Genomic DNA, 19,285 nt, shown 5'->3' with positions numbered 1-19,285 from the left:
ACCTAAATAACAACAAACCAAACACAAATGAAATCATTATTATCTCTTGCATTAGTAGCTACTGGCTTAACCTCCTTTGCTCAAGATGCAGTAAAAGACCCCGCAACAATTGTCATTACACCACAGCACACACTTTCAAAAAACGACACGGTTTTTAGAAAGGCCATTGCCAAATGGAGCGATGAAACCTTAAAAAGTAGCGATTATAAGCGTATCAAAGCCCAACCTTCAGCTGAGGTTTTTCCAGGAACAGTAAAGACAGGTTTTCAGTTTGTAAATAAAACGGTCAGCATCGAGCATAAAAAAATGGCCGATAGCTTAGTCTCAATTGTATCTACCCTAGGTTACTCTGGTTACGATAACGCGACCATGTACAGTACAGGTTTATATGCGAAAGCTGGTGAGTACATTGAGATCGATGTACCCAAAAACACCAATGTAAACGAACTTGAAGTGCAGATCGGTGCGCATAGTGATCGCTTAAACTATTGGGTAGCAGGCAAGGAAGATTGGCGCAGGATGCCCATTATCACCAAAAAACAGCAATTGGTAATTGGTAAAAACAGATTAGCATCACCTTTCGGTGGATTGATTTACATTAATATTAAACCTAAGGCCGAAAGTAGAAAAATTGATTTCAAAATCAGCCATGCTGTTGCAGCTCCACTTTTTGTATTGGGCAAAAGCACGCAAAGCGATTGGGAGAGTCAATTAAAAAACAATAAAGCACCTTGGGGCGAAATGGCCACTGAAAATGTAATTTTGACCTTACCTGATAGTGTATTGCAAACCATCAAAAATCCTGAAGAAGTATTAAAGCTATGGGATTTAGTTGTACTTGGAGAGCTGGATCTGGCCAATATGCCAGCACCGTTTTATAGGGCCCAACGGATGGTGCCAGATGAACATATTGGCGGAGGGTATATGCACAGTGGCTATCCGATCATGATCCACCATTCACCATCGAGAAAAATGCTCTCGAACGAAATTATGGCCAACCCTGAGTTATTGATGAAACCAAGTAAGGGAGGTGCAAATTGGGGCTTTTTTCACGAAATTGGTCACAATATGCAAAACTTGAACTGGGTTTTTGGTGGCACTACCGAGGTGAGCAATAACTTCTTTTCAATTTATATGTTCGATAGGTTAATGGGCGGACGGGATGATTCGCATACAGGAGTATCAAGTGCAAATACGCAAAAAATGATGAAAAAATATTTTGCCGAAGGTGCGGGTTATGAAAAATGGAAAAGTGATGCCTTTTTAGGATTGATCATGTTCCGCCAGATGCAGGAAGGCTTTGGCTGGGAAAGTTTTAAAGCGTTTTTTAAAGAATACCAAAAAATCGGACCAAGCATAGGCAGGTTAAACGATCAGCAAAAACGCGATTTATGGGTAAAAACGTATTCTAATGTGGTGAAAAGAAATTTAGCCCCGTTTTTTAATACCTGGGGTGTAGGCATAAGTGAAGAAACACAGAAAGAACTGAGCGTGCTTCGTACATGGAAGCCTTATAATTTTCCACCAGTAAACTAACTGTAAGCCATTTTTAATTAACTCAAACTAAATTGTAATGGCAGTAAGTAGAAAAATTGCTTTAAACACAAACGAACAAAGTGGAAATCAACTTCATATTTATGAGGTTAACCCGATTATTTTTTATTCTGGTGAAGCAGACGAACTCAATATCGAGCTTTTAGAATTCAATCATGGCGAACTGATCATTAAATCGCTGTCAACCGCCATTTTAAAAGTGAAAGCGTTGACAATGGAAGACAAAGCATTTACCATTAAATGGAAACAGAACGCTAAAGGTTTAAGAATTACCCTCCCTGATGGACTGATTAATGATGAAACCAGAGAAAAGTGCACGTTAAAAATTAAGTTTTAAACTTTCCAGACTTCCGAAGTTTAATCGAAATTTGGCGGTAAAACTCCGGAAGTCTTTGGTTTTTAAACCGCATAGGTCTTAAGGGATGTAGCGTTTCTGTCTTATTTTGCGTTTTAGTTTAAATTAAACAAATGAAACGGACGGTATTTATTTTAACTTCAATTGTGCTGGTAATGAGTTTGATATGGGCTTGTACTGATCGCAATGAACCCATGCAGGATGTTGATCAGGCGGAATTAGAAAGGCTTTATAAGGACATTGAAAAATCGGCTCAGCAATTTACCTGTGAAAATGCCGGCGAATGGAAATTCACCGCTATCGGAGCTAAAGCCTGCGGAGGCGCATCAGCTTATATTGCTTATTCTGTAAAAATAGATGAAAGTACTTTTCTGAAAAAGGTTGAACAATTTACCAAACTACAAGCCGATTACAATCAAAAATATGGTGTATATTCTGATTGTGCATTGGTAATACAGCCGAAAGGGGTAACCTGCGATAATGGGAAACCTAAATTTACGTATTAAGATTAAATGCTGCGTCGGATATTTCTGTTCTGACGTTACAATATTTATAACCACTTATTTTAATTGTCTCGTAGCGCATTTTCGAAGTATTCGGAAATGCGCGTTTTTAAGGTAACAACAGTAGTTCCCTTGTGCTCAGGATCAGTTTTGCCATCCACTACAGTTTGGGTCATGTCAATAAAATTTTGGCTGGCATCTGGTGTGAAACCCATTTTTCGCAAGGTTGTGTTCCATTCCTTCGGTGGAATTTGTTTTGCTTTAACCTCTTTATTTAATACTTTTTCAAAAGCTGCAGCTACATCGTCAGAACTTAGTTTTTCGGGTCCAACAATTTCATAGATTTTAGATTGACTATCTTCAATTAAAACATCAGCTACAAATGAAGCTACATCCATCGGTGAGGCCATCCGTAAAGTTAAGTCGGTAGGGTAAAAAGTAGGTAGTATTCCGTTCTTTTTAACTTCGGGCAGCTGAGCTAACCAATTGCTGTAATAATATGCAGGACGAATAAAAATCTGGGGAATGATCAGATCTGTAAAAGCATGTTCTAGCATGTACGACATTAATAAATTACCTGTTCCTTTATTATATTGCGCACCAATTGAAGATAATCCGACAACTTTTTTAATTGAAGACTGGTTAATGGCTTTATTGTAATTTTGGAGAATAGTTTTTGTTTCACCTAACACATCTTCTGTTTTTCCAGTTTCAGGTGTTAAAGCAAAAAGGGTATCACCACCTTTAAAAGCTTCGATTAATGAATTTAAATCCATAACATCGGCAATAGCTACTTCGGCACCTTTTTCTTTAATTAATGAAGCTTTATCGGGATGATGAACAACTGCTTTAACGTTTAGTTTTTTAGCCAATAAATGATCTACAATCGCTGAACCAACCTGCCCGGAAGCACCTAAAATTACGTACATAACAAGATAATTTAGTTACGAGCGTTTTCTTAATCAACAAGAAAAAAGAGGCTTAGTTTGTATTTTTTGAATTTGTTATTATTTGATGTGTTCTTTTATAAATACCTGAGGGTTGTAAAACCGTTCGTTCAGTTGTTTATTATTAAAAGTTAGCCAGCTTGCACAGCCATAATCATCAAATTTTTTTCTGATTTCTAAATGAAGATGATGATAATCGCCACCATATTTTTTACTTTCCTGAGGGGTGAATAACCTGGCCAATTTGGTGTTTTGATCAACATTTTGGCCATTGCTTACATACACTTCTTTAAGATGTTTGTAAGTAGTAAACATGGTTAGTCCACTAGGTAGTTTATGCCTTACAACAATTGTGCGTTGGTTTTCGCCCAAATGCACAGAGCAGACTACTCCATTGGCCATGGCGTAAACATTAACCAGTTTTGCTTTAGGCTGTGTCGGGTTAATATCAATAGCTGTGTGGATATGCCCTTTAACATAACTATCTCTATGATCGCCAAAAATGCTGATGATTTTGATGTTATTTATTTTTTTACGGTTAGCTACATCAAAAGGAAGAAACCAGTTGTCGGCTGTTTTTGCTGGAGCAGTATCGGTATAATAAGGTTTCCAGCGATCGCGATCTTTTTCAATCGTAGGGGTTTCGAATAAAAGTGTCGATAAAAAGATAAATACTAATGTTTTCATGCTAAAGATTTATAAAGCAAGATAATGATTTTATCGGTATAAACTATTTTTATAGTTTAAAAAGAGTTGTCAACTTTTATAGGCTTTCGTTAGAAAGTTGACAACTCTGATTTATTTTTTTTCCGTGGTGTCAGACGTTACCATCTGACACTATCGAAATAATTTTAGAATCGTAATTTATTAGCGTTTATTAACCTAACAGTCAGATGGTAACATCTGACTGCACATTAAAACTATCGCTGTTAGCGAGCGCATTAAGATTGCTTTTCCGAAGGTCGGGACAGGCTGTCGGCTAAAAAGGCCTTCTGGCAATTGACGATTTATCTTTTCGTGGTGTCAGATGTTGCCATCTGACACTATTTTATTTTTGGTAAACATTTTGATTTGTCGAAAGTCAGATGGTAACATCTGACTGCACCTTTGGAAAGCGAACTAAGCCAAAACGTCTTCTTTCAAAGCCTCTGCTGCTGGATTAACCAGGGTACCAATTAGCTCTGGAACCGGAACATCAGTGCTTTCGCTATAACCGTGGGTTAACAACCTTACCCGATTAATGCATACCCTGATAAATTCTGGCACAAACAGATCAAATTTCTGGAATTTAGGAGCCAATTCTGGATTTTCCTGTTGAAATTCTAAAATCACATCTGCCACCTGACGCCAGAATTGTTTTTCATCCAAGCCCACATAACTATGGAAAATGTTACTGAGGTATCTGCAAACGGCATCAAATATCCCTGAAAGGATAAATAAAGGCGCCAGCTCATCATTAATTTCCCTTAAAACATCTACCAGATCATTCGGTAATTTTGCTTTCGATTCTTCTGTTAGTACAATTTCTTCCACAAAATCTTTAATAATAATGCGCTCGGGTACGCCGTTTTTCATCACCAAAATGGTGTTTTCGCCATGCGGACTAAAGAAAAAGGCATGTTTATAAAAAATCCTTAACACTGGCTTTAAATAAGCAGACAGATAGGCATTTAACCAGCTTTCAGCATCCAGGCCAGATTTTTCGATTAACGCCTGTACCATACTTTTACCATTGTCATCTACATAAAGCAGACTCGCCATGGTCATGATGTTTTCACCTTCTAACAGATAATTTTCAGCACTTTCGCGCCAAATGGCCCCTAAAAATTCCTGATATTGATATGGAGAATCCGGAATTTCAATGTATTGTGGGTGGGTATAGGCTACTGTTGCCACTTCGCCCAAAAGCACCACACGTGTCTGTTTTAAATACTCATCGCCTTGAAGCATGTCTTTTGCCCATTGCGTCACTTTCGGTGCAATAGCCAGTTTTTTAGGCGATAAGCCCCTGAAAATCGAGGTATTTAGGATCGAAATAGCCGTTTTTACATAATGTTTTTTAGGCTCACTTACATTAAAGAAAGTACGGATGCTGTTTTGACACATGTATTCATCATTGCCTAAACCAACAGGTACAATTAAATTATGGGCAATATCGTGTGCCAGTTGTAATACGATTTTATTGTTCCACTGCCACTCGTGTACTGGGATAAAAAAATAATCTTCAGGTGGTAACTGTTGTTGGATTAATACCTGATTAAAATCGTAAACCTGCTTTAAGCTGAGTTCTTCATTATAAAAAGAAAATGGAGAAATACTTTCGATACTTTTAAATTCTGCTCTTGTTTTATGTACCGCTAACCAAGCCAATTGTGTTCTTTGAGCAGCTTCTGGAGCATATTTACCTTGATCGCTATGGTTAAAACCGATACGTCCTTTGTTGATGGTGGCCCAGGGATGCCCATCCATTTGATGTTCGATGGTTTGGTAATCAGCATTGGCTAATTCATCAGCGGTTAACCTGCCTTTTTGATGAATGTAAGCATCGGCATATAAGGTATTTAGGGTTTCTTCAACAAAATGTGCCAAAGTAAATGGTTTAATGCCAAAAGTTTGCTGTAGTTCGGTATAAAAAGCAGGTGCATTGTTCACGGCTACACTTTCACCATTTACAAATTTTTTGACGCTCTGTTTATCGATATGCAGGTAATCTAAAGCACGTTGCTGACCTGAAAAAGTATAATAAATCTCATCAGAATCGGTAGTGAGGCGGAAATCAGAATTTCCTTGTTCATCTGTATTGATCAGCATTGGTTCGGCTAATTTTTCGTGCATCAACTCTACGATCGATTTTGCGATGTAGTTGCGGTTTACTTTATCCCAGATTTCTTTATTTAAGGGTTTTATGTGATTGAAGTTGTTGTAATTCATAGTATTAATTTTTTATTTGTGTTATTTCAGAGTTGATTGTGATCTCTGTGAAATACTGTCATGTTGGGCCTGTCGAAACACATTCAAAAGTATTTAACTAAGTTCTTCGACAAGCTCTGGATGACAAATCTTTGGTTTGGTCTGGATTTTAAATCCCGACCAACATGTTCAATTTAATCTTCAGATAATTGCAGCGCTGCGTTAGATAATTCATTTTCCTGTATTTCATCTGCTATGCTAAACTGCTGGAAAGCAATCCGTTTTTCTACATTATAGATTTCGAAGCCTAAAATGGCATTGATAATGGATGCATTGCGATAGGCACCCATGCCCAGATCAGGTGTTACGAAACCGTGGGTATGCAGTTCAGCATTTTGAACAAAGATTTCGTTTCCGTTTACATCAATAGCATAGTTGCGGTGTACCTGAAAAAGCCCATCGGCATTACGTGCGACACGGTCGTTTATCCCTGATAAGAAACCAGGCTCATTATATTTGTAACCGGTTGCCAATACCACAAAATCAGTATCAACGGCAAAATCTTTTTCGCTTTCGATATGAAAAAAATCAAGCTCGTATGTGCCGTCTGTTTTTACCGTTAAATTGTTCAGTTGACAGTTGGGCATCAATTCAGCATTAATTTTTTCTCCATCAACACTCAATTCGTAAAGTTTATCGAAAATCTGGTTGATCAGTTCGAAGTTTATGCCTTTAAACAGTGAATTTTGTTTTCCTAAAAGCTGTTTGCGTTTGGCATCACTCAGATTATAAAAGTGGTCTACATATTCTGGAGAAGTAAGCTCAAGTGTCAACTTAGAATACTCCATCGGGAAAAAGCGATCAGGTCGGGTAAACCATTTTAATTTTAAACCATTCTCCGTTTCAGGCAATAAATCGTAGAAAATTTCGGCTGCACTCTGTCCAGAGCCAATTATCGATACCTTTTTTTGCTCTAGTAAAGTAGATTTAAACTTTAAATACGCTGAAGAGTGTATCGCGTTTTTATGAACGGGTGTAATAAAGCTGGGGACTTTTGGGGCTGTTCCTGTTCCGAGTACGATTTTCTTGGTGAAAATAGTTTCGCTTGCTTGCGTTACCTGATCAACTTTTTCTACCTGATAAACACCATCAATATAATTTACACTGGTTACTTTCTGTCCGAAATGGCAGTTTTGCAGGTGATTAATCGCCCATTTGCAATAAGCATTATATTCCTTTCGTAATACAAAAAAATCTTCCCTGATATAGAATTTATACAGGCGGTCTGTTTGTTTAAGATAGTTTAAAAAGCTGTACGGACTGGTTGGATCGGCCATGGTAACCAGATCGGCCATAAAGGGAACCTGTAGGGTGGCATCGCTTAACATCATGCCGGGGTGCCAGTTAAATTCGCTCGCCTGATCTAAAAATAAAGTTGTTAAGCTACTAATAGGGGCACATAGTGCCGCTAAACCCAGGTTGAATGGACCTATACCGATCCCTACAATGTCGTATATTTTTTGATTCTGCATTTAAATTTCCTCCGTTTCAAATTCTGATGATTTAGCCATGGCATATGCCTTCGCCTCAGGGAATTTTTCCCAATACCATTGGCGGTGACAGAAGGTAAGATTGGCCATTTTGTAAGGCATCTGGATCACTTTTTCTAATTTAAATCCTAGTCTGGTTACAAAAATGTGCATCGCGCGACTTTCAACAGCTGCTTCGCCAATGCATTTACCTACTTCGGGCTGTTCAAAAATGAAATCCATTAAGGCCTGACCGGTTTCGAAGCTGAACTTTTTATCTTTATCTGTTGGTGCAATCAGTAAATGCGCACCATAATCGGTCGTTAAAGCTTCGTAGCAGGCACCTACACCATCGCGCATAGGCCAGTAGGGCTCTATGGTAAATGTGGGTTCGCCATTTATTTCGCCGATAAAACTGTGCGATGAATCGTTTGGTAATAAAGTTCTATAGAATAGCTCTAAACCCCTAATCGGTCCATCCATCTTCCAAATGGGTTTGGCATGTTCCTGGTTAAACCAATCATGAACCATTTCCAGATCGCGGTCGATATTAAACGGACGGATATTGATTGTTACATTTTCTTTAGGGAAAAACCTGCTGTAGAGCACCTCTTTGGTTTTCGGTTTGATCAGGTTTTCGGAGAAGAAATATTTAGATAAAGGATTCGGAAATTCACGGTAAATAGCCGGATTATCGATAGGTGCACTGGCCTCGTCGATATTACATAAATTGGTAAGAAGGTTACCTTTTACCTCCCAACTGCGGCGGTTAATAATGTAATCTACCAGGCCTGTTGTATCGCTGTTTTCGAACTGTTTAAACTCCAGGTAAACGAGATCGATCAAGGTTTTTTCGTCGGCCAAATTGTTGCTGGCGATGGCATTTAAAACACCTAATATGTTATTGATGAGTAAGTAATAGGTGAGTTTAGGGATAATGTATTTGTTCGGTACAATCGAACCACTTTCTGCAGCAATGCCAGGCAATACCTTTTCTAATATCTCGGCTTTGGCATCACTAAAGAAAAAGCCCTGATTATCCCTAAAATAAAGTTTTGCGGGATAATAATCATTATCCAGTTCTACCATCACATTTTGCTGGTGGAACTCAAAAGCCATCCCAAAATTATTGTAAAGCCCAACAATCGGTGCAACACAAAGGTGCAGGTATTGTTTAAACCAGTTAACAGCAGTGTGCGCAACCGTTTTGTTTTTGCTGATCGCTGCTTCTTCAATGATGTTTACAATTCTTGGTTTTTGGCCTAACAAAGCATCCTGACAAAGTGCGGCTAACAAGGTTACATTTTTTTCGGCCCCTTCTCCCTTAAAAGGATTGTGCCTGATACTGATGTTGAAACCATCAATGGTTTCGCCTTTATAATTTACGGTGATAAATGCAGGGTCGGTAATGAATTCAATTTCAGGGAATTCAGCTTTGGCCGCTTTGCCGTATTCGGTTTTTAGAAGTTTACTTACATCATAGCCACGGTGAAGCTCTCTAACTAGGTTTACCCTTTGCGAGTTGGTTATTTTTACGTGTAACGAAAATTTAAGCATCCAATCGCTCGATGCATGGTAAACTGTCCTTACCGAAGATGTTGGTGTATATAATTCTCCAAAATGCCCGAGATAAAATAAGAGCTTTTCTTCCTGCATCGCTTTTACGCTAGGGAGGGTAAGCAGGTATTCGGCCTCCCATGGGTGCATGGGTACCACCTTATGGCCAGGGTGTTGATCGATTAAATGAATGATTTCAGCATGGTTACTATCTAACAATTCAATTCTGAAAAGATCGGTCATGTCAAAACCTTCCGCATTTTTCTCCACAATATTTTCGGCAGAAATTAGGAAATAGGCCAGCTGGAAACGACCCTGTGTTTCTGGTGAATATTTAAAAAGCTCTTCTTTACCGTTAAAGCCAGATCTCCCTTTAGGAAGAGGATGTGCATTGTGACCTAAAAACAAGGATTGCTCAGCCTCAATAAAATTCATTTTAACAAAATTTGCAGGCCTGCCATTCTGTTTGAAGAACGATAAAAATGCTTCAAGATTTTCTACACTGTTGGCTAAACGTTGTTTTACCAGGTTGGCATCAACATTCGGAAATTCTTCAGCACTGAACTGGATGGCCAGTTCCATAAACCTGTAAATGTTAATCGGACTGATTGCATCTGTAGCAACATTACGTTCGATTATAGGGAAATTAAACACATGCCTGCCACTATCAGCATAAAATTTTAAAGGTGCATATACTTCGAAACCAATGTCCGTAAAATCGAACCGGATACGCAGGCGATCGGTAGTGTCAACCAAATAATTGGCTAAAGCCTCATCATATTTAGGTATACCTAGATAACGGCTCCAGTTGTTGAATTCTCTGCAATAACTGTTTAAAAGTGCATTAAAATTAGTTTCTTCTGAAATCTGCTGAAGCCTGATTGAGTCTAACGTATTCGTTTCCATGTTTTTTAATGATTTTAATAATGTTTTCAATATCGCTGATGGTAGTAAGCGGGTTTAGTAGTGTAAATTTGAGGTAGAATTGATGGTTAATCTTGGTGCCGGCAACTAAAGCCTTCCCTTGATTAAACATGGCTTTTTTGATGTACTGGTTCATGGCACAGACATCTAGCTGCACATTTTTTGGACGATAACGGAACACCAGGGCGCTGATGTCTGATTCGTTCATCAGCTCAAAATCATTGTCTGCGTGCAAGAGATCGGCAATTTTGGCTGCGGTTTCGATAATGGTATCAAAATAACCACCCAATTTGTTCCTACCCATCATCCGTAGTGTAAACCATAGCTTTAAAGCATCAAAGCGTCGGGTGGTTTGTATTGATTTGTTTACCTGATTGGGTAAGCCATCCTCATCATGATCTTTTGGATTTAAATAATCGGCATGGTGCGTAATCAGGTTGAAAAAGTTTTTGTCGCGTACGAGGAAACCGCTGCTGCTTACCGGCTGGAAGAAAGATTTATGGTAATCGACCGTAACCGAGTGGGCCATTTCGATACCGTTCAACAAACTGCGGTATTTATCCGTTAGCAGTAGGCCACAACCATAAGCGGCATCGATGTGGAACCAGGTGTTGTATTTTTTGCTGATAGAAGCAAGTTCTTTCAGTGGATCAACATTTCCGAAATCGGTAGTTCCCGCTGTACCTACAATGGCAATAGGAATGTTGCCCTGATTAATTTCCCGCTTAATGGCATCTTCCAGTAAAACGGTATTCATTCTAAAGCTGCGGTCCGTTTTGATCTTGATTACCGATTTTTCGCCCAAACCTAAAAGGGAAGCATTTTTCTGAATACTGAAGTGCGCTTTTTCGGAAACAAAAATCCTGAAACGAGCCGCTTCCCGGGGCAATCCCTCTACTTTAATGTTGTGGTTTAGTGCCGTGATGGAATAATAATCGCGGGCCAATAACAGCCCCATTAAATTGCTCTGGGTGCCACCGCTGGTAAAAATACCGTCTGCTTTTTTGCTGTAACCAATCTGGTCGCAAGTCCATTCGATCAGCTTTTGTTCAATTAATGTACCCCCGGCACTTTGGTCCCAGGTATCGATTGAAGAATTGATGGCCGAAATCATGACCTCGGCAGCTACCGCTGGAATCACGATAGGGCAGTTTAAGTGTGCAATATAGGCAGGATGGTGAAAGGCAACCGCATGGCTGGTGTAAAGCTGTTCAACTTCTTTAAGCAAAGCATCGTAATTGTCGTGCGTTTTTTCAAATTCAATCGAATCAAACAGCGGTCTTAATTCCGACGGCGATACACCACTAAAAGGCTGTTGATTGTTGTTGAGGAATTTTTTTACCGCCTGGGTAACTTTTCCTACTGCATGCAGGTACTCTGCTTCATTTTCGTGGTGAAAGATTTCCTTGGTCGGACTTTCCGTAAGGAAATCAATAAGTTCATGTTTTTCGAGGTCTGATGTGAACATTAGTTTTTCAATTTTTCAAAGGATTAGGGTTTAAAAGGCAATAAAATTACAGGGGCATAACACGCTATATTTTTCAAATAACATTTGGTTTTGAGCGGTTCAAATAGGTGAGCGGTTTCAACAGTAATTCTAGTTGCTAAGGTATATTTTTATTTAGATTGATTAAAAATAATAATTAAAATATTTTTAACACATTGTTAGTAAGTTGTTTAATTGCTAATACTTAACCGTTTTAGTATAACGTTGAATAAAAAAATAAAATATTTATTTGGATTTAATCTAAATAAATGATTGCTTTGCGCAAAAAAAAAGTCATACCATTAATGAAACCAAATAATTAAAAATGAAAAATCTATACTTAATAGCGATCTTGATCTGTGGATTTATCTTAACTGGTAGAGCACAAACTGTTACCGGGAAGGTAATTGGAGAAACCGCGCCGCTTGCGGGGGCAAATATTAAAGTTGAAGGCAAAAATGCTTCGGCTACAACAGCTGCCGATGGTAGCTTTGAATTGAAATTAACCGAAGGTGCTTACAAATTGCAGGTAAGTTATGTAGGCTATACGACCATACTGCAAAAAGTGAGCTTGGCTAAAGATCAGACCGTTAATCTGACCCTTTATTTAAGTCCAACGTCGAATATGCAAGAAGTTGTGGTGGTTTCATCGCGTAAACCGACCAAAATTAGCGAGATACCGGGTACCGTTTGGGTAGTAGACGGTGCGAAAATTCAGGAACAGGCAAGGGCAGGAATACCACTTAAACAAACCTTAGCACAATTGATCCCGAGTTTGGATGCCGGGCCGGAAGGACGTACCAATTACGGACAGAACCAGCGTGGCAGAGATGCATTGGTGATGATTGATGGTGTATCGTTAAACAGTACACGTGGTGTAAGCCGTCAGTTCGAATCGATAGATCCTTTCAACATCGAGCGTATCGAGGTTTTATCTGGAGCAAGTGCAGTTTATGGCGGTGGTGCAACAGGTGGTATTATCAACATCATTACTAAAAAAGGACAGGACAGTCAACCAAGTTTTACTACGCAAGTTGGTGTACGTAGTGGTTTAAAAGAAAAAAGTGATCATGATGTACGTGTAGCACAGGCTATTTCTGGTGGGAGCAAAGATTGGAACGGACGCATTGGTATGGCTTTCCAAAAAAACAATGCAGCTTATGGTGCAGATGGAAAACAGATTTTTACCGATATTACACAAACCGATTTACAGTATAACCAATCGTTCGATTTTTTCGGAAGTACTGAATTTAAATTGACTGAGTATCAAAAACTATCCGTGAATGCTCAATATTACAATTCGGGTTACCGTGGCGATAAAGACCTTTTCTTAGGCGCAAATTATGGTGGATTATTATCAAATCCTGCACTTTTAGAAATGAGAAATGGATACTCATCAGATGTTGATCCAAAAACAAGCAGGGCCAATATCAATGTCAATTATCAGGCTAGCGATATTTTGGGCGGGCAAACACTTTATGTACAGGCGGCAGCAAGAAACGAACAATTTAGCTTTCACCCATTCCCAGGGCAAGCGGCAATACCACAAAGACTTTACAGTGGTTCATCCATCCAAAATACAAATTACAGTGCTTTAAAACTGGTATTAAACAAAGACTGGAACAGATTGAACCTTACTTATGGTATTGATGCAGATAACGAAAACTTTAACGCACAGCAAGCCCTGTTCGATAGGACAAAAGCCTTTGCATCTGGTGGTTTAAACAATAGCACAATAGCCACTATTGCCCGCTATCCTAATTTCAGGGTAAATGGTTTATCAGGCTTTTTACAGGCACAGGTTAAAGTAACCGATTTTTTAAGCCTGTCGGGAGGTGTGCGTCAGCAACGTATGTTTGTTAAAGTTGGCGATTTTGTAGGCACCACTGCTTCTGTACCTTTAGCTTATGGTGTAGGCAGAACAGCTACGGCTATTGCTGGTGGTGAAAACCATTACGATGTAAACTTGCTAAACGGTGGTTTGGTATTTAAAATTAATGCAGCTCAACAAGCATGGCTTAATTTCTCGCAAGGCTTTAACTTGGCAGATCCGGCAAAATATTACGGACAGGGCAGTTACACCTTGGTAGGTACCAACTATAATTTAGGTAGTTCGATCAATGTTGGAAGTTCTCCTTTAACCGGTATCAAGACAGAACAGTACGAAGCAGGTTACCGTTACCGCACGGGTGTTTTTAATGCGCAGGTAGCTGGTTTTTATGCCTTATCTGATAAAAATGTAAAAACCAATAGCACATTTAATATCGAAGTTTTCGATGAAAATGTAAGGAATTTAGGAGTTGAAGGTTCACTATCATTAAATCTGAAAAATGGTTTCGAAGCTGGTGTAAATGGTTTGTACATTAAAACACAGAAACAAAATGCTGATGGTACCTGGTCATTACAGGATGTAACTGTTGCAAGTCCATCAAAAATTGCGGGTTATCTGGGGTATAACGGAAAAGTTTTTGGAATAAAGGCACAGGCTTTCCACTCATTTGATTCGAAAGGTTATGCTGCAGTCGGAAATGTGGTGGTGCAAAATGAATTAAAAGGCTTCACCACTGTTGATTTATTGGGTTCGGTGAAATTATTTACCGGAAGTTTATCATTTGGTGTACAAAACCTGTTGAACAAAAATTACCAAACCATTTGGAGCCAACGTTCGGTATTGTTGTATCAAGCTTTGGCAAAACCAGAAACCTTTTATTATGCAGGCCGCGGCCGTACGTATAATTTAACTTATACGCTTAATTACTAAGCTAAATTTATCGGTCGTCATCTCGACTGGAGCGTAGCGGAATGGAGAGATCTATCTTAATAGATTTCTCGGCTTCGTTGCACTTCGCTCGAAATGACGACCTTTTTAAGGAAATTATTAGTAATGGCGATTTCCTTACTTCTTCTTCAATTCTATCACCGTAATTTCCGGCCAGATCCCAATCCGGCCCGAAAAGCCCAGAAAGCCAAAGCCTCTGTTTACGTTCAGGTATCTTCCGTTTTCGGTTTTAATGCCCGCCCAATGTTTATAACGGTATTTTACCGGACTCCACTTAATCCCAAATGCTTCGATGCCAAACTGCATACCGTGTGTATGACCAGCCAATGAAAGTTGGATTTTTGAAGGATAATTTTTTACCTGCGCATCCCAATGCGAAGGATCGTGCGATAACAGGATTTTAAAATCGTTAACTGAAGTATTCTGAAGCGCTTTGTTTAAGTCTCCACGTTCTCCAAAACCAATCCCCCAATTTTCTATTCCGGCGAGTATAATTTTATCGCCGTTTTTATGCAATTCTACATGTTCATCCAATAAAAGTTTAAAACCAAGTTCTTGATGGTAAGCTTTTAACTGATTCAGATTCTGTATTTTATCTGCTTCCGTAGGCCATTTAATATAATCGCCATAATCATGGTTACCCAGAACAGAAAATTGTCCGAAAGGGGCTTTAATCTGCGAAAAATGTCCAATATAGGGCACAATCTCAGAAGAAGCATTATTCACCAAATCTCCGGTAAAAACAAACAGATCGTTCTTTTGGGCATTAATCATATCAATGCCTTTTTGTACCGCTTTAGGGTTCGTAAAACTTCCGGCATGTACATCCGAGATCTGTGTTAGGGTAAAACCATCAAAACTGGCAGGCAGATCATCAAAATATAAAGTGTGTTTAATTACGCGGTAAGCATATTTCCCTTGCGTAATGCCATAAGCGAATAAGGCGATGGTTAAACAGAACATTACAAATGCAAAATCGACCCAGTAATTACTACGGCCCAAAATGTGAAAACCTTCGGGTTGGAAATTGGTCGACAAACCTAACAGCAAGCGGTAAACATCACCGAGCAGGAGGAAAAAAGCGAACACGAGTTCTGCGACAAAGATAATCAGAAAAGCATGACTGATGATCTGGAAAAACCTGTTCATGCCCTGAATCCGCATTTGCTGTATGGCATATAGCAAAGCAAAAGTTAGCCCCACAATAAAAACCCAGAAAATAGGACTAAGCCAGGTAGACTGATTAATGGTACCCAGGCCAGACAAAACATAAGCATTAAGGGCAAAAAATATGATTGCAACTATGATGAGCGGCAATAGATTGAGTTTTCTTTTCATTGTTAAAATCTGTAAATCAGAATATGGGGTAAAAACAGAATTTAAACGCTGGTAATTAGCTACTGTTACGGTTACTGGTTATTTTTACGCTGGTTTGATTAAAGCATTATCGTTATTATGCCTTATATTTATAAATATCATAGTATGTTGAATTAAAATCAACTTCCTGTTGCGTATTTTATAATTTACTTTCTTTTATTAGCTTTGTGCGAATATGCTGTCCAAAAAAACAAAGTATGCCATTAAAGCGCTTGTTGCGCTTGGTAAAAATTTAGATAAACCACCAATGCAGATTTCGAAAATTGCAGAGGAGGAGCATATCCCGAAAAAATTCCTGGAGCAAATTCTGCTCGATCTGCGCAACGCTGGCTTTTTATACAGTAAAAAAGGTGCAGGCGGTGGTTATAGCCTAAACAAAAAACCTGAGGAGATTTTATTGGTACATGTAATGCGTGTAACGGATGGGCCTATTGCCATGGTTCCCTGTGCAAGTTTAAACTTTTATCACAAATGTGACGAATGTGTAGATGAGAAAACATGCGGAATCAGAAGTGCCTTTATCGATGTTAGAGATGCTACCCTTAAGGTTTTAACCGAAACCAGTATTGCTGACGTAATCGGTAGAGAGGATAATCTGAAAATCGGTATCGTTAATTTATAATATTCATTTTCACGAAGCCCAATCCGTCATGCTGACCTTGTTTCGGCATCTATTAGGACATGTCTTAAACCTCGCAAGTTTTAAAATATTAATCCCAAATTCATTCATTGAGTTTGGGATTTTTTTTGGAAATGAAAGTTCGGTTTTTCATAGGGGTTTTCAGTCCCGCTTTCCGTTGTAGTGCCAGCGTGAAGCCGGCAGCTACCACTGCAATCGGGTTTATTTAACAGCGATAGTAGCACGATCGGGAGTCCAGACCTCGCAGGTTTTCGAAACCTGCGAGGTCTTGTTTCCGCGTTAGGGATTGTAAGGGTTCAGTACCGATTAAGTATCGGCCCAAATCAGTTGGCAGTTAGCAGTTTTAAGCTAATAATTAAAGAATTTAAGTTATAGATTTCTCCATTTCGCTACGCTCCAGTCGAAATGACGTTTTATTTATGTAAATTTTTTCATAATAAATTACGACTATTCCTATATACTTTATATATTTGGCATATGAATTTCAATTTTATACCTAACAAATTAATCGCTATGCAAATAATGTGTTGTTGTAAAACGCAGTAATAGGAGCCTACAGATAATTTTAAGTATAAAATATGGAATGCTTCTCGGTAATAGGGAAGCATTTTTTGAATAAAGCTAACAACACATATGCAAAGTTTCAGAACAGAACTCGAAAATCCGATTGTCGAGCAGGACATTATCGATTTAGAGAATAAGATTAAAGCTTTTAGAGATGGAACCATCCACGACGAAAAGTTTAGAAGCCTCCGTTTAGCACGCGGTGTTTACGGTCAAAGACAACCTGGCGTACAAATGGTGCGTATTAAATTGCCTTTTGGTAAGGTAACTTTTAAACAGTTGTTACGTATTGCAGATATTGCTGATGAGTATGGAAGTGGAAATTTACACTTAACTACCCGTCAGGATATTCAGATTCACTATGTGAGTTTAGACCGTACTCCAGAACTTTGGGCTAAATTAGAACAGGATGATATTACGCTCCGCGAGGCTTGTGGAAATACGGTACGTAACGTAACGGCTTCTCCAAATGCTGGAATCGATGCTGAAGAACCTTTTGATGTTTCGCCTTATGCGCAGGCGGTATTTGCTTACTTTTTGCGTAACCCGATCTGTCAGGAAATGGGAAGAAAGATTAAAATTTCATTTTCTTCGAGCGATAGAGATACTGCGTTTAGCTACATTCACGATTTAGGCTTTATTCCTAAAATTAACGAAAATGGCGAACGTGGATTTAAAGTTTTGTTTGCAGGTGGTTTAGGAGCACAACCATTTTTGGCCAATGCAGTACACGAATTTTTGCCTGAAGATCAATTGATTCCTTTTACAGAATCTGTTCTTCGTGTGTTCGACCGTTATGGCGAACGTACCAACCGTAATAAAGCACGTTTAAAATACCTGGTTCAAAAATTAGGTTTAGAAGAAGTTTTACGTTTGGTTGCCGAAGAGCGTATTGCCAACAAAGTAAAAACGTTTAAAATAGATATTAATACTGTACCCCAGCCAACTTTGCCATTAGCGCAAGAATACCCTGCGGTAGAAATATTAAACGAAGCCCATTACAAACATTGGTTAGCCACTAACGTAATTGAGCAAAAACAAGCCGGATTTTATGGCGTTTATGTAAAAGTTCAGGTAGGGGATATCAAAACTGATAAAGCAAGGGCTTTTGTTGATGCCATCAGGTTGTATGTGGCTGATGAAATCAGGATTACCCAAAACCAGGGCTTGTTGTTAAAGTTTGTCCGCAAAGAAGCATTACCTTCCTTATATGCGGCTTTAAATAAAATTGGTTTTACTACAGCAGGTTTTGATAGTTTGGCTGATATTACCACTTGTCCTGGTACCGATACCTGTAATCTGGGTATTTCGAACTCAATGACCTTGGCCGAAGTTTTGGAAGAGGTAATTTATACCGATTTCCCTGAGTTTATCTATGAGAAAAACATCAAGATCAAAATCAGTGGATGTATGAACTCTTGCGGTCAGCATGGTTTGGCTGAGATTGGTTTCCATGGAAGTTCGGTAAAAGCTGAAGGAAAAGTTGTTCCGGCAGTTCAAGTGATGTTGGGCGGTGGTACTGTAGGTAATGGTGTGGGTAGAGTAGCAGAACGTGTAATTAAAGTACCTTCTAAACGTGCAACAAGTGTTTTACATTTCATCTTGAATGATTTTAAAGCCAATAACCTGGAGGATGAGAACTTCCATCAATATTATGATAGAAAAGGTAAAGATCATTTCTATCAGTTGTTAAAACCGCTGGCTGATTTAACTAACCTTAAAACAGAAGAATTTGTAGATTGGGGACATGTAGAAGAGTTTGTGACAGCAATTGGTGTAGGTGAGTGTGCCGGCGTAGTGATCGATTTAGTTGCTACTTTATTGTTAGAAGCTGATGAAAAATTTGATTGGGCAAAGCAAAACCTGGATAAAGGTGCTTATGCCGATGCCATTTATCACACTTACAGCACTTTCGTAAGCGCTGCAAAATCTTTACTGTTAGATAAAGGCGTAAACAGCAGCACACAGGTAGGTGTAATCCGCGAATTTGATAACCATTATGTAGAAACTGGAGAATTTAATTTATCGACCAATTTCTCTGACCTGGTGTTACAGATCAATAAAAATGAACCAACAGCTGAGTTTGCTCAGAAATATTTCGAAGAAGCAAAACAATTTTTAAATCAGATTAAAGCGAAAAGGAGCTTAGTAAACGCATAA

At 38.8% G+C, this 19,285-nt stretch carries 13 protein-coding genes; 6 read left to right on the top strand and 7 right to left on the bottom strand.

All coding sequences use genetic code 11. From position 1 onward, the window contains the following. Nucleotides 1–27: 27 nt before the first annotated feature. The 3 genes from AC07VK_RS18470 to AC07VK_RS18460 all read left to right on the top strand — a co-directional run bounded on the left by AC07VK_RS18470 (nt 28) and on the right by AC07VK_RS18460 (nt 2,415). Nucleotides 28–1,536, top strand: a complete 1,509-nt coding sequence (locus tag AC07VK_RS18470) for a M60 family metallopeptidase (RefSeq protein ID WP_492962347.1) — start codon at nt 28–30, stop codon at nt 1,534–1,536. Nucleotides 1,537–1,573: 37 nt separating this feature from the next. Next, complete coding sequence (locus tag AC07VK_RS18465) at nt 1,574–1,891, top strand: hypothetical protein (RefSeq protein WP_492962345.1); 318 nt, start codon at nt 1,574–1,576, stop codon at nt 1,889–1,891. 131 nt (nt 1,892–2,022) lie between these two features. Continuing rightward, nucleotides 2,023–2,415: a hypothetical protein gene (locus AC07VK_RS18460; RefSeq protein WP_492962343.1), complete on the top strand. Its 393-nt coding sequence runs from the start codon at nt 2,023–2,025 to the stop codon at nt 2,413–2,415. A 59-nt stretch (nt 2,416–2,474) separates the two neighbouring features. Here the strand turns inward: AC07VK_RS18460 and AC07VK_RS18455 are convergent, their stop codons facing one another. The 6 genes from AC07VK_RS18455 to AC07VK_RS18430 form a co-directional block, all read right to left on the bottom strand. Continuing rightward, entirely contained in the window at nt 2,475–3,341 is an 867-nt protein-coding gene (locus tag AC07VK_RS18455; protein WP_492962341.1) for an NmrA family NAD(P)-binding protein, read from the bottom strand. A 78-nt stretch (nt 3,342–3,419) separates the two neighbouring features. Beyond that, nucleotides 3,420–4,046, bottom strand: coding sequence for a M23 family metallopeptidase (locus tag AC07VK_RS18450; RefSeq protein ID WP_492962339.1), 627 nt, complete (start codon nt 4,044–4,046; stop codon nt 3,420–3,422). A gap of 432 nt (nt 4,047–4,478) precedes the next feature. After that, a complete protein-coding gene (locus tag AC07VK_RS18445) occupies nt 4,479–6,290 on the bottom strand; it encodes an IucA/IucC family protein (protein WP_492962337.1) in 1,812 nt (603 codons plus the stop codon). Between the two features lie 173 nt (nt 6,291–6,463). Beyond that, complete coding sequence (locus AC07VK_RS18440) at nt 6,464–7,801, bottom strand: lysine N(6)-hydroxylase/L-ornithine N(5)-oxygenase family protein (RefSeq protein ID WP_492962335.1); 1,338 nt, start codon at nt 7,799–7,801, stop codon at nt 6,464–6,466. Further along, nucleotides 7,802–10,261 carry a GNAT family N-acetyltransferase gene (locus tag AC07VK_RS18435; protein WP_492962333.1) on the bottom strand — a complete coding sequence of 820 codons (2,460 nt, stop codon included), beginning with the start codon at nt 10,259–10,261 and terminating at the stop codon, nt 7,802–7,804. Further along, entirely contained in the window at nt 10,206–11,747 is a 1,542-nt protein-coding gene (locus AC07VK_RS18430) for a pyridoxal phosphate-dependent decarboxylase family protein (protein ID WP_492956095.1), read from the bottom strand. The genes AC07VK_RS18435 and AC07VK_RS18430 overlap by 56 nt, the downstream gene beginning before the upstream one ends. Nucleotides 11,748–12,090: 343 nt before the next feature. Between AC07VK_RS18430 and AC07VK_RS18425 the strand changes: the two genes are divergently transcribed. After that, nucleotides 12,091–14,526, top strand: a complete 2,436-nt coding sequence (locus AC07VK_RS18425) for a TonB-dependent receptor (RefSeq protein WP_492962331.1) — start codon at nt 12,091–12,093, stop codon at nt 14,524–14,526. Between the two features lie 135 nt (nt 14,527–14,661). Here AC07VK_RS18425 and AC07VK_RS18420 read toward each other — a convergent pair whose 3' ends face one another. After that, a complete protein-coding gene (locus AC07VK_RS18420) occupies nt 14,662–15,882 on the bottom strand; it encodes a metallophosphoesterase (protein WP_492962329.1) in 1,221 nt (406 codons plus the stop codon). A gap of 214 nt (nt 15,883–16,096) precedes the next feature. Here AC07VK_RS18420 and AC07VK_RS18415 point away from each other — a divergent pair, with 214 nt between their 5' ends. Then, nucleotides 16,097–16,543, top strand: coding sequence for an RrF2 family transcriptional regulator (locus tag AC07VK_RS18415; RefSeq protein ID WP_029275042.1), 447 nt, complete (start codon nt 16,097–16,099; stop codon nt 16,541–16,543). Between the two features lie 651 nt (nt 16,544–17,194). Then, nucleotides 17,195–19,285, top strand: coding sequence for a ferredoxin-like domain-containing protein (locus tag AC07VK_RS18410; protein WP_492962327.1), 2,091 nt, complete (start codon nt 17,195–17,197; stop codon nt 19,283–19,285).

It is taken from the genome of Pedobacter sp. GW821-FHT01D05 (assembly GCF_059422505.1).
Note: the sequence above shows the minus strand (reverse complement) of the source record. Positions and strands in the feature narration are given on the sequence as shown.

Bases quoted from the DNA above. Each gene is read 5' to 3' on its own strand.
- AC07VK_RS18470 (WP_492962347.1), top strand. From the start codon at position 28: ATGAAATCATTATTATCTCTTGCATTAGTAGCTACTGGCTTAACCTCC.
- AC07VK_RS18465 (WP_492962345.1), top strand. From the start codon at position 1,574: ATGGCAGTAAGTAGAAAAATTGCTTTAAACACAAACGAACAAAGTGGA.
- AC07VK_RS18460 (WP_492962343.1), top strand. From the start codon at position 2,023: ATGAAACGGACGGTATTTATTTTAACTTCAATTGTGCTGGTAATGAGT.
- AC07VK_RS18455 (WP_492962341.1), bottom strand. From the start codon at position 3,341: ATGTACGTAATTTTAGGTGCTTCCGGGCAGGTTGGTTCAGCGATTGTA.
- AC07VK_RS18450 (WP_492962339.1), bottom strand. From the start codon at position 4,046: ATGAAAACATTAGTATTTATCTTTTTATCGACACTTTTATTCGAAACC.
- AC07VK_RS18445 (WP_492962337.1), bottom strand. From the start codon at position 6,290: ATGAATTACAACAACTTCAATCACATAAAACCCTTAAATAAAGAAATC.
- AC07VK_RS18440 (WP_492962335.1), bottom strand. From the start codon at position 7,801: ATGCAGAATCAAAAAATATACGACATTGTAGGGATCGGTATAGGTCCA.
- AC07VK_RS18435 (WP_492962333.1), bottom strand. From the start codon at position 10,261: ATGGAAACGAATACGTTAGACTCAATCAGGCTTCAGCAGATTTCAGAA.
- AC07VK_RS18430 (WP_492956095.1), bottom strand. From the start codon at position 11,747: ATGTTCACATCAGACCTCGAAAAACATGAACTTATTGATTTCCTTACG.
- AC07VK_RS18425 (WP_492962331.1), top strand. From the start codon at position 12,091: ATGAAAAATCTATACTTAATAGCGATCTTGATCTGTGGATTTATCTTA.
- AC07VK_RS18420 (WP_492962329.1), bottom strand. From the start codon at position 15,882: ATGAAAAGAAAACTCAATCTATTGCCGCTCATCATAGTTGCAATCATA.
- AC07VK_RS18415 (WP_029275042.1), top strand. From the start codon at position 16,097: ATGCTGTCCAAAAAAACAAAGTATGCCATTAAAGCGCTTGTTGCGCTT.
- AC07VK_RS18410 (WP_492962327.1), top strand. From the start codon at position 17,195: ATGCAAAGTTTCAGAACAGAACTCGAAAATCCGATTGTCGAGCAGGAC.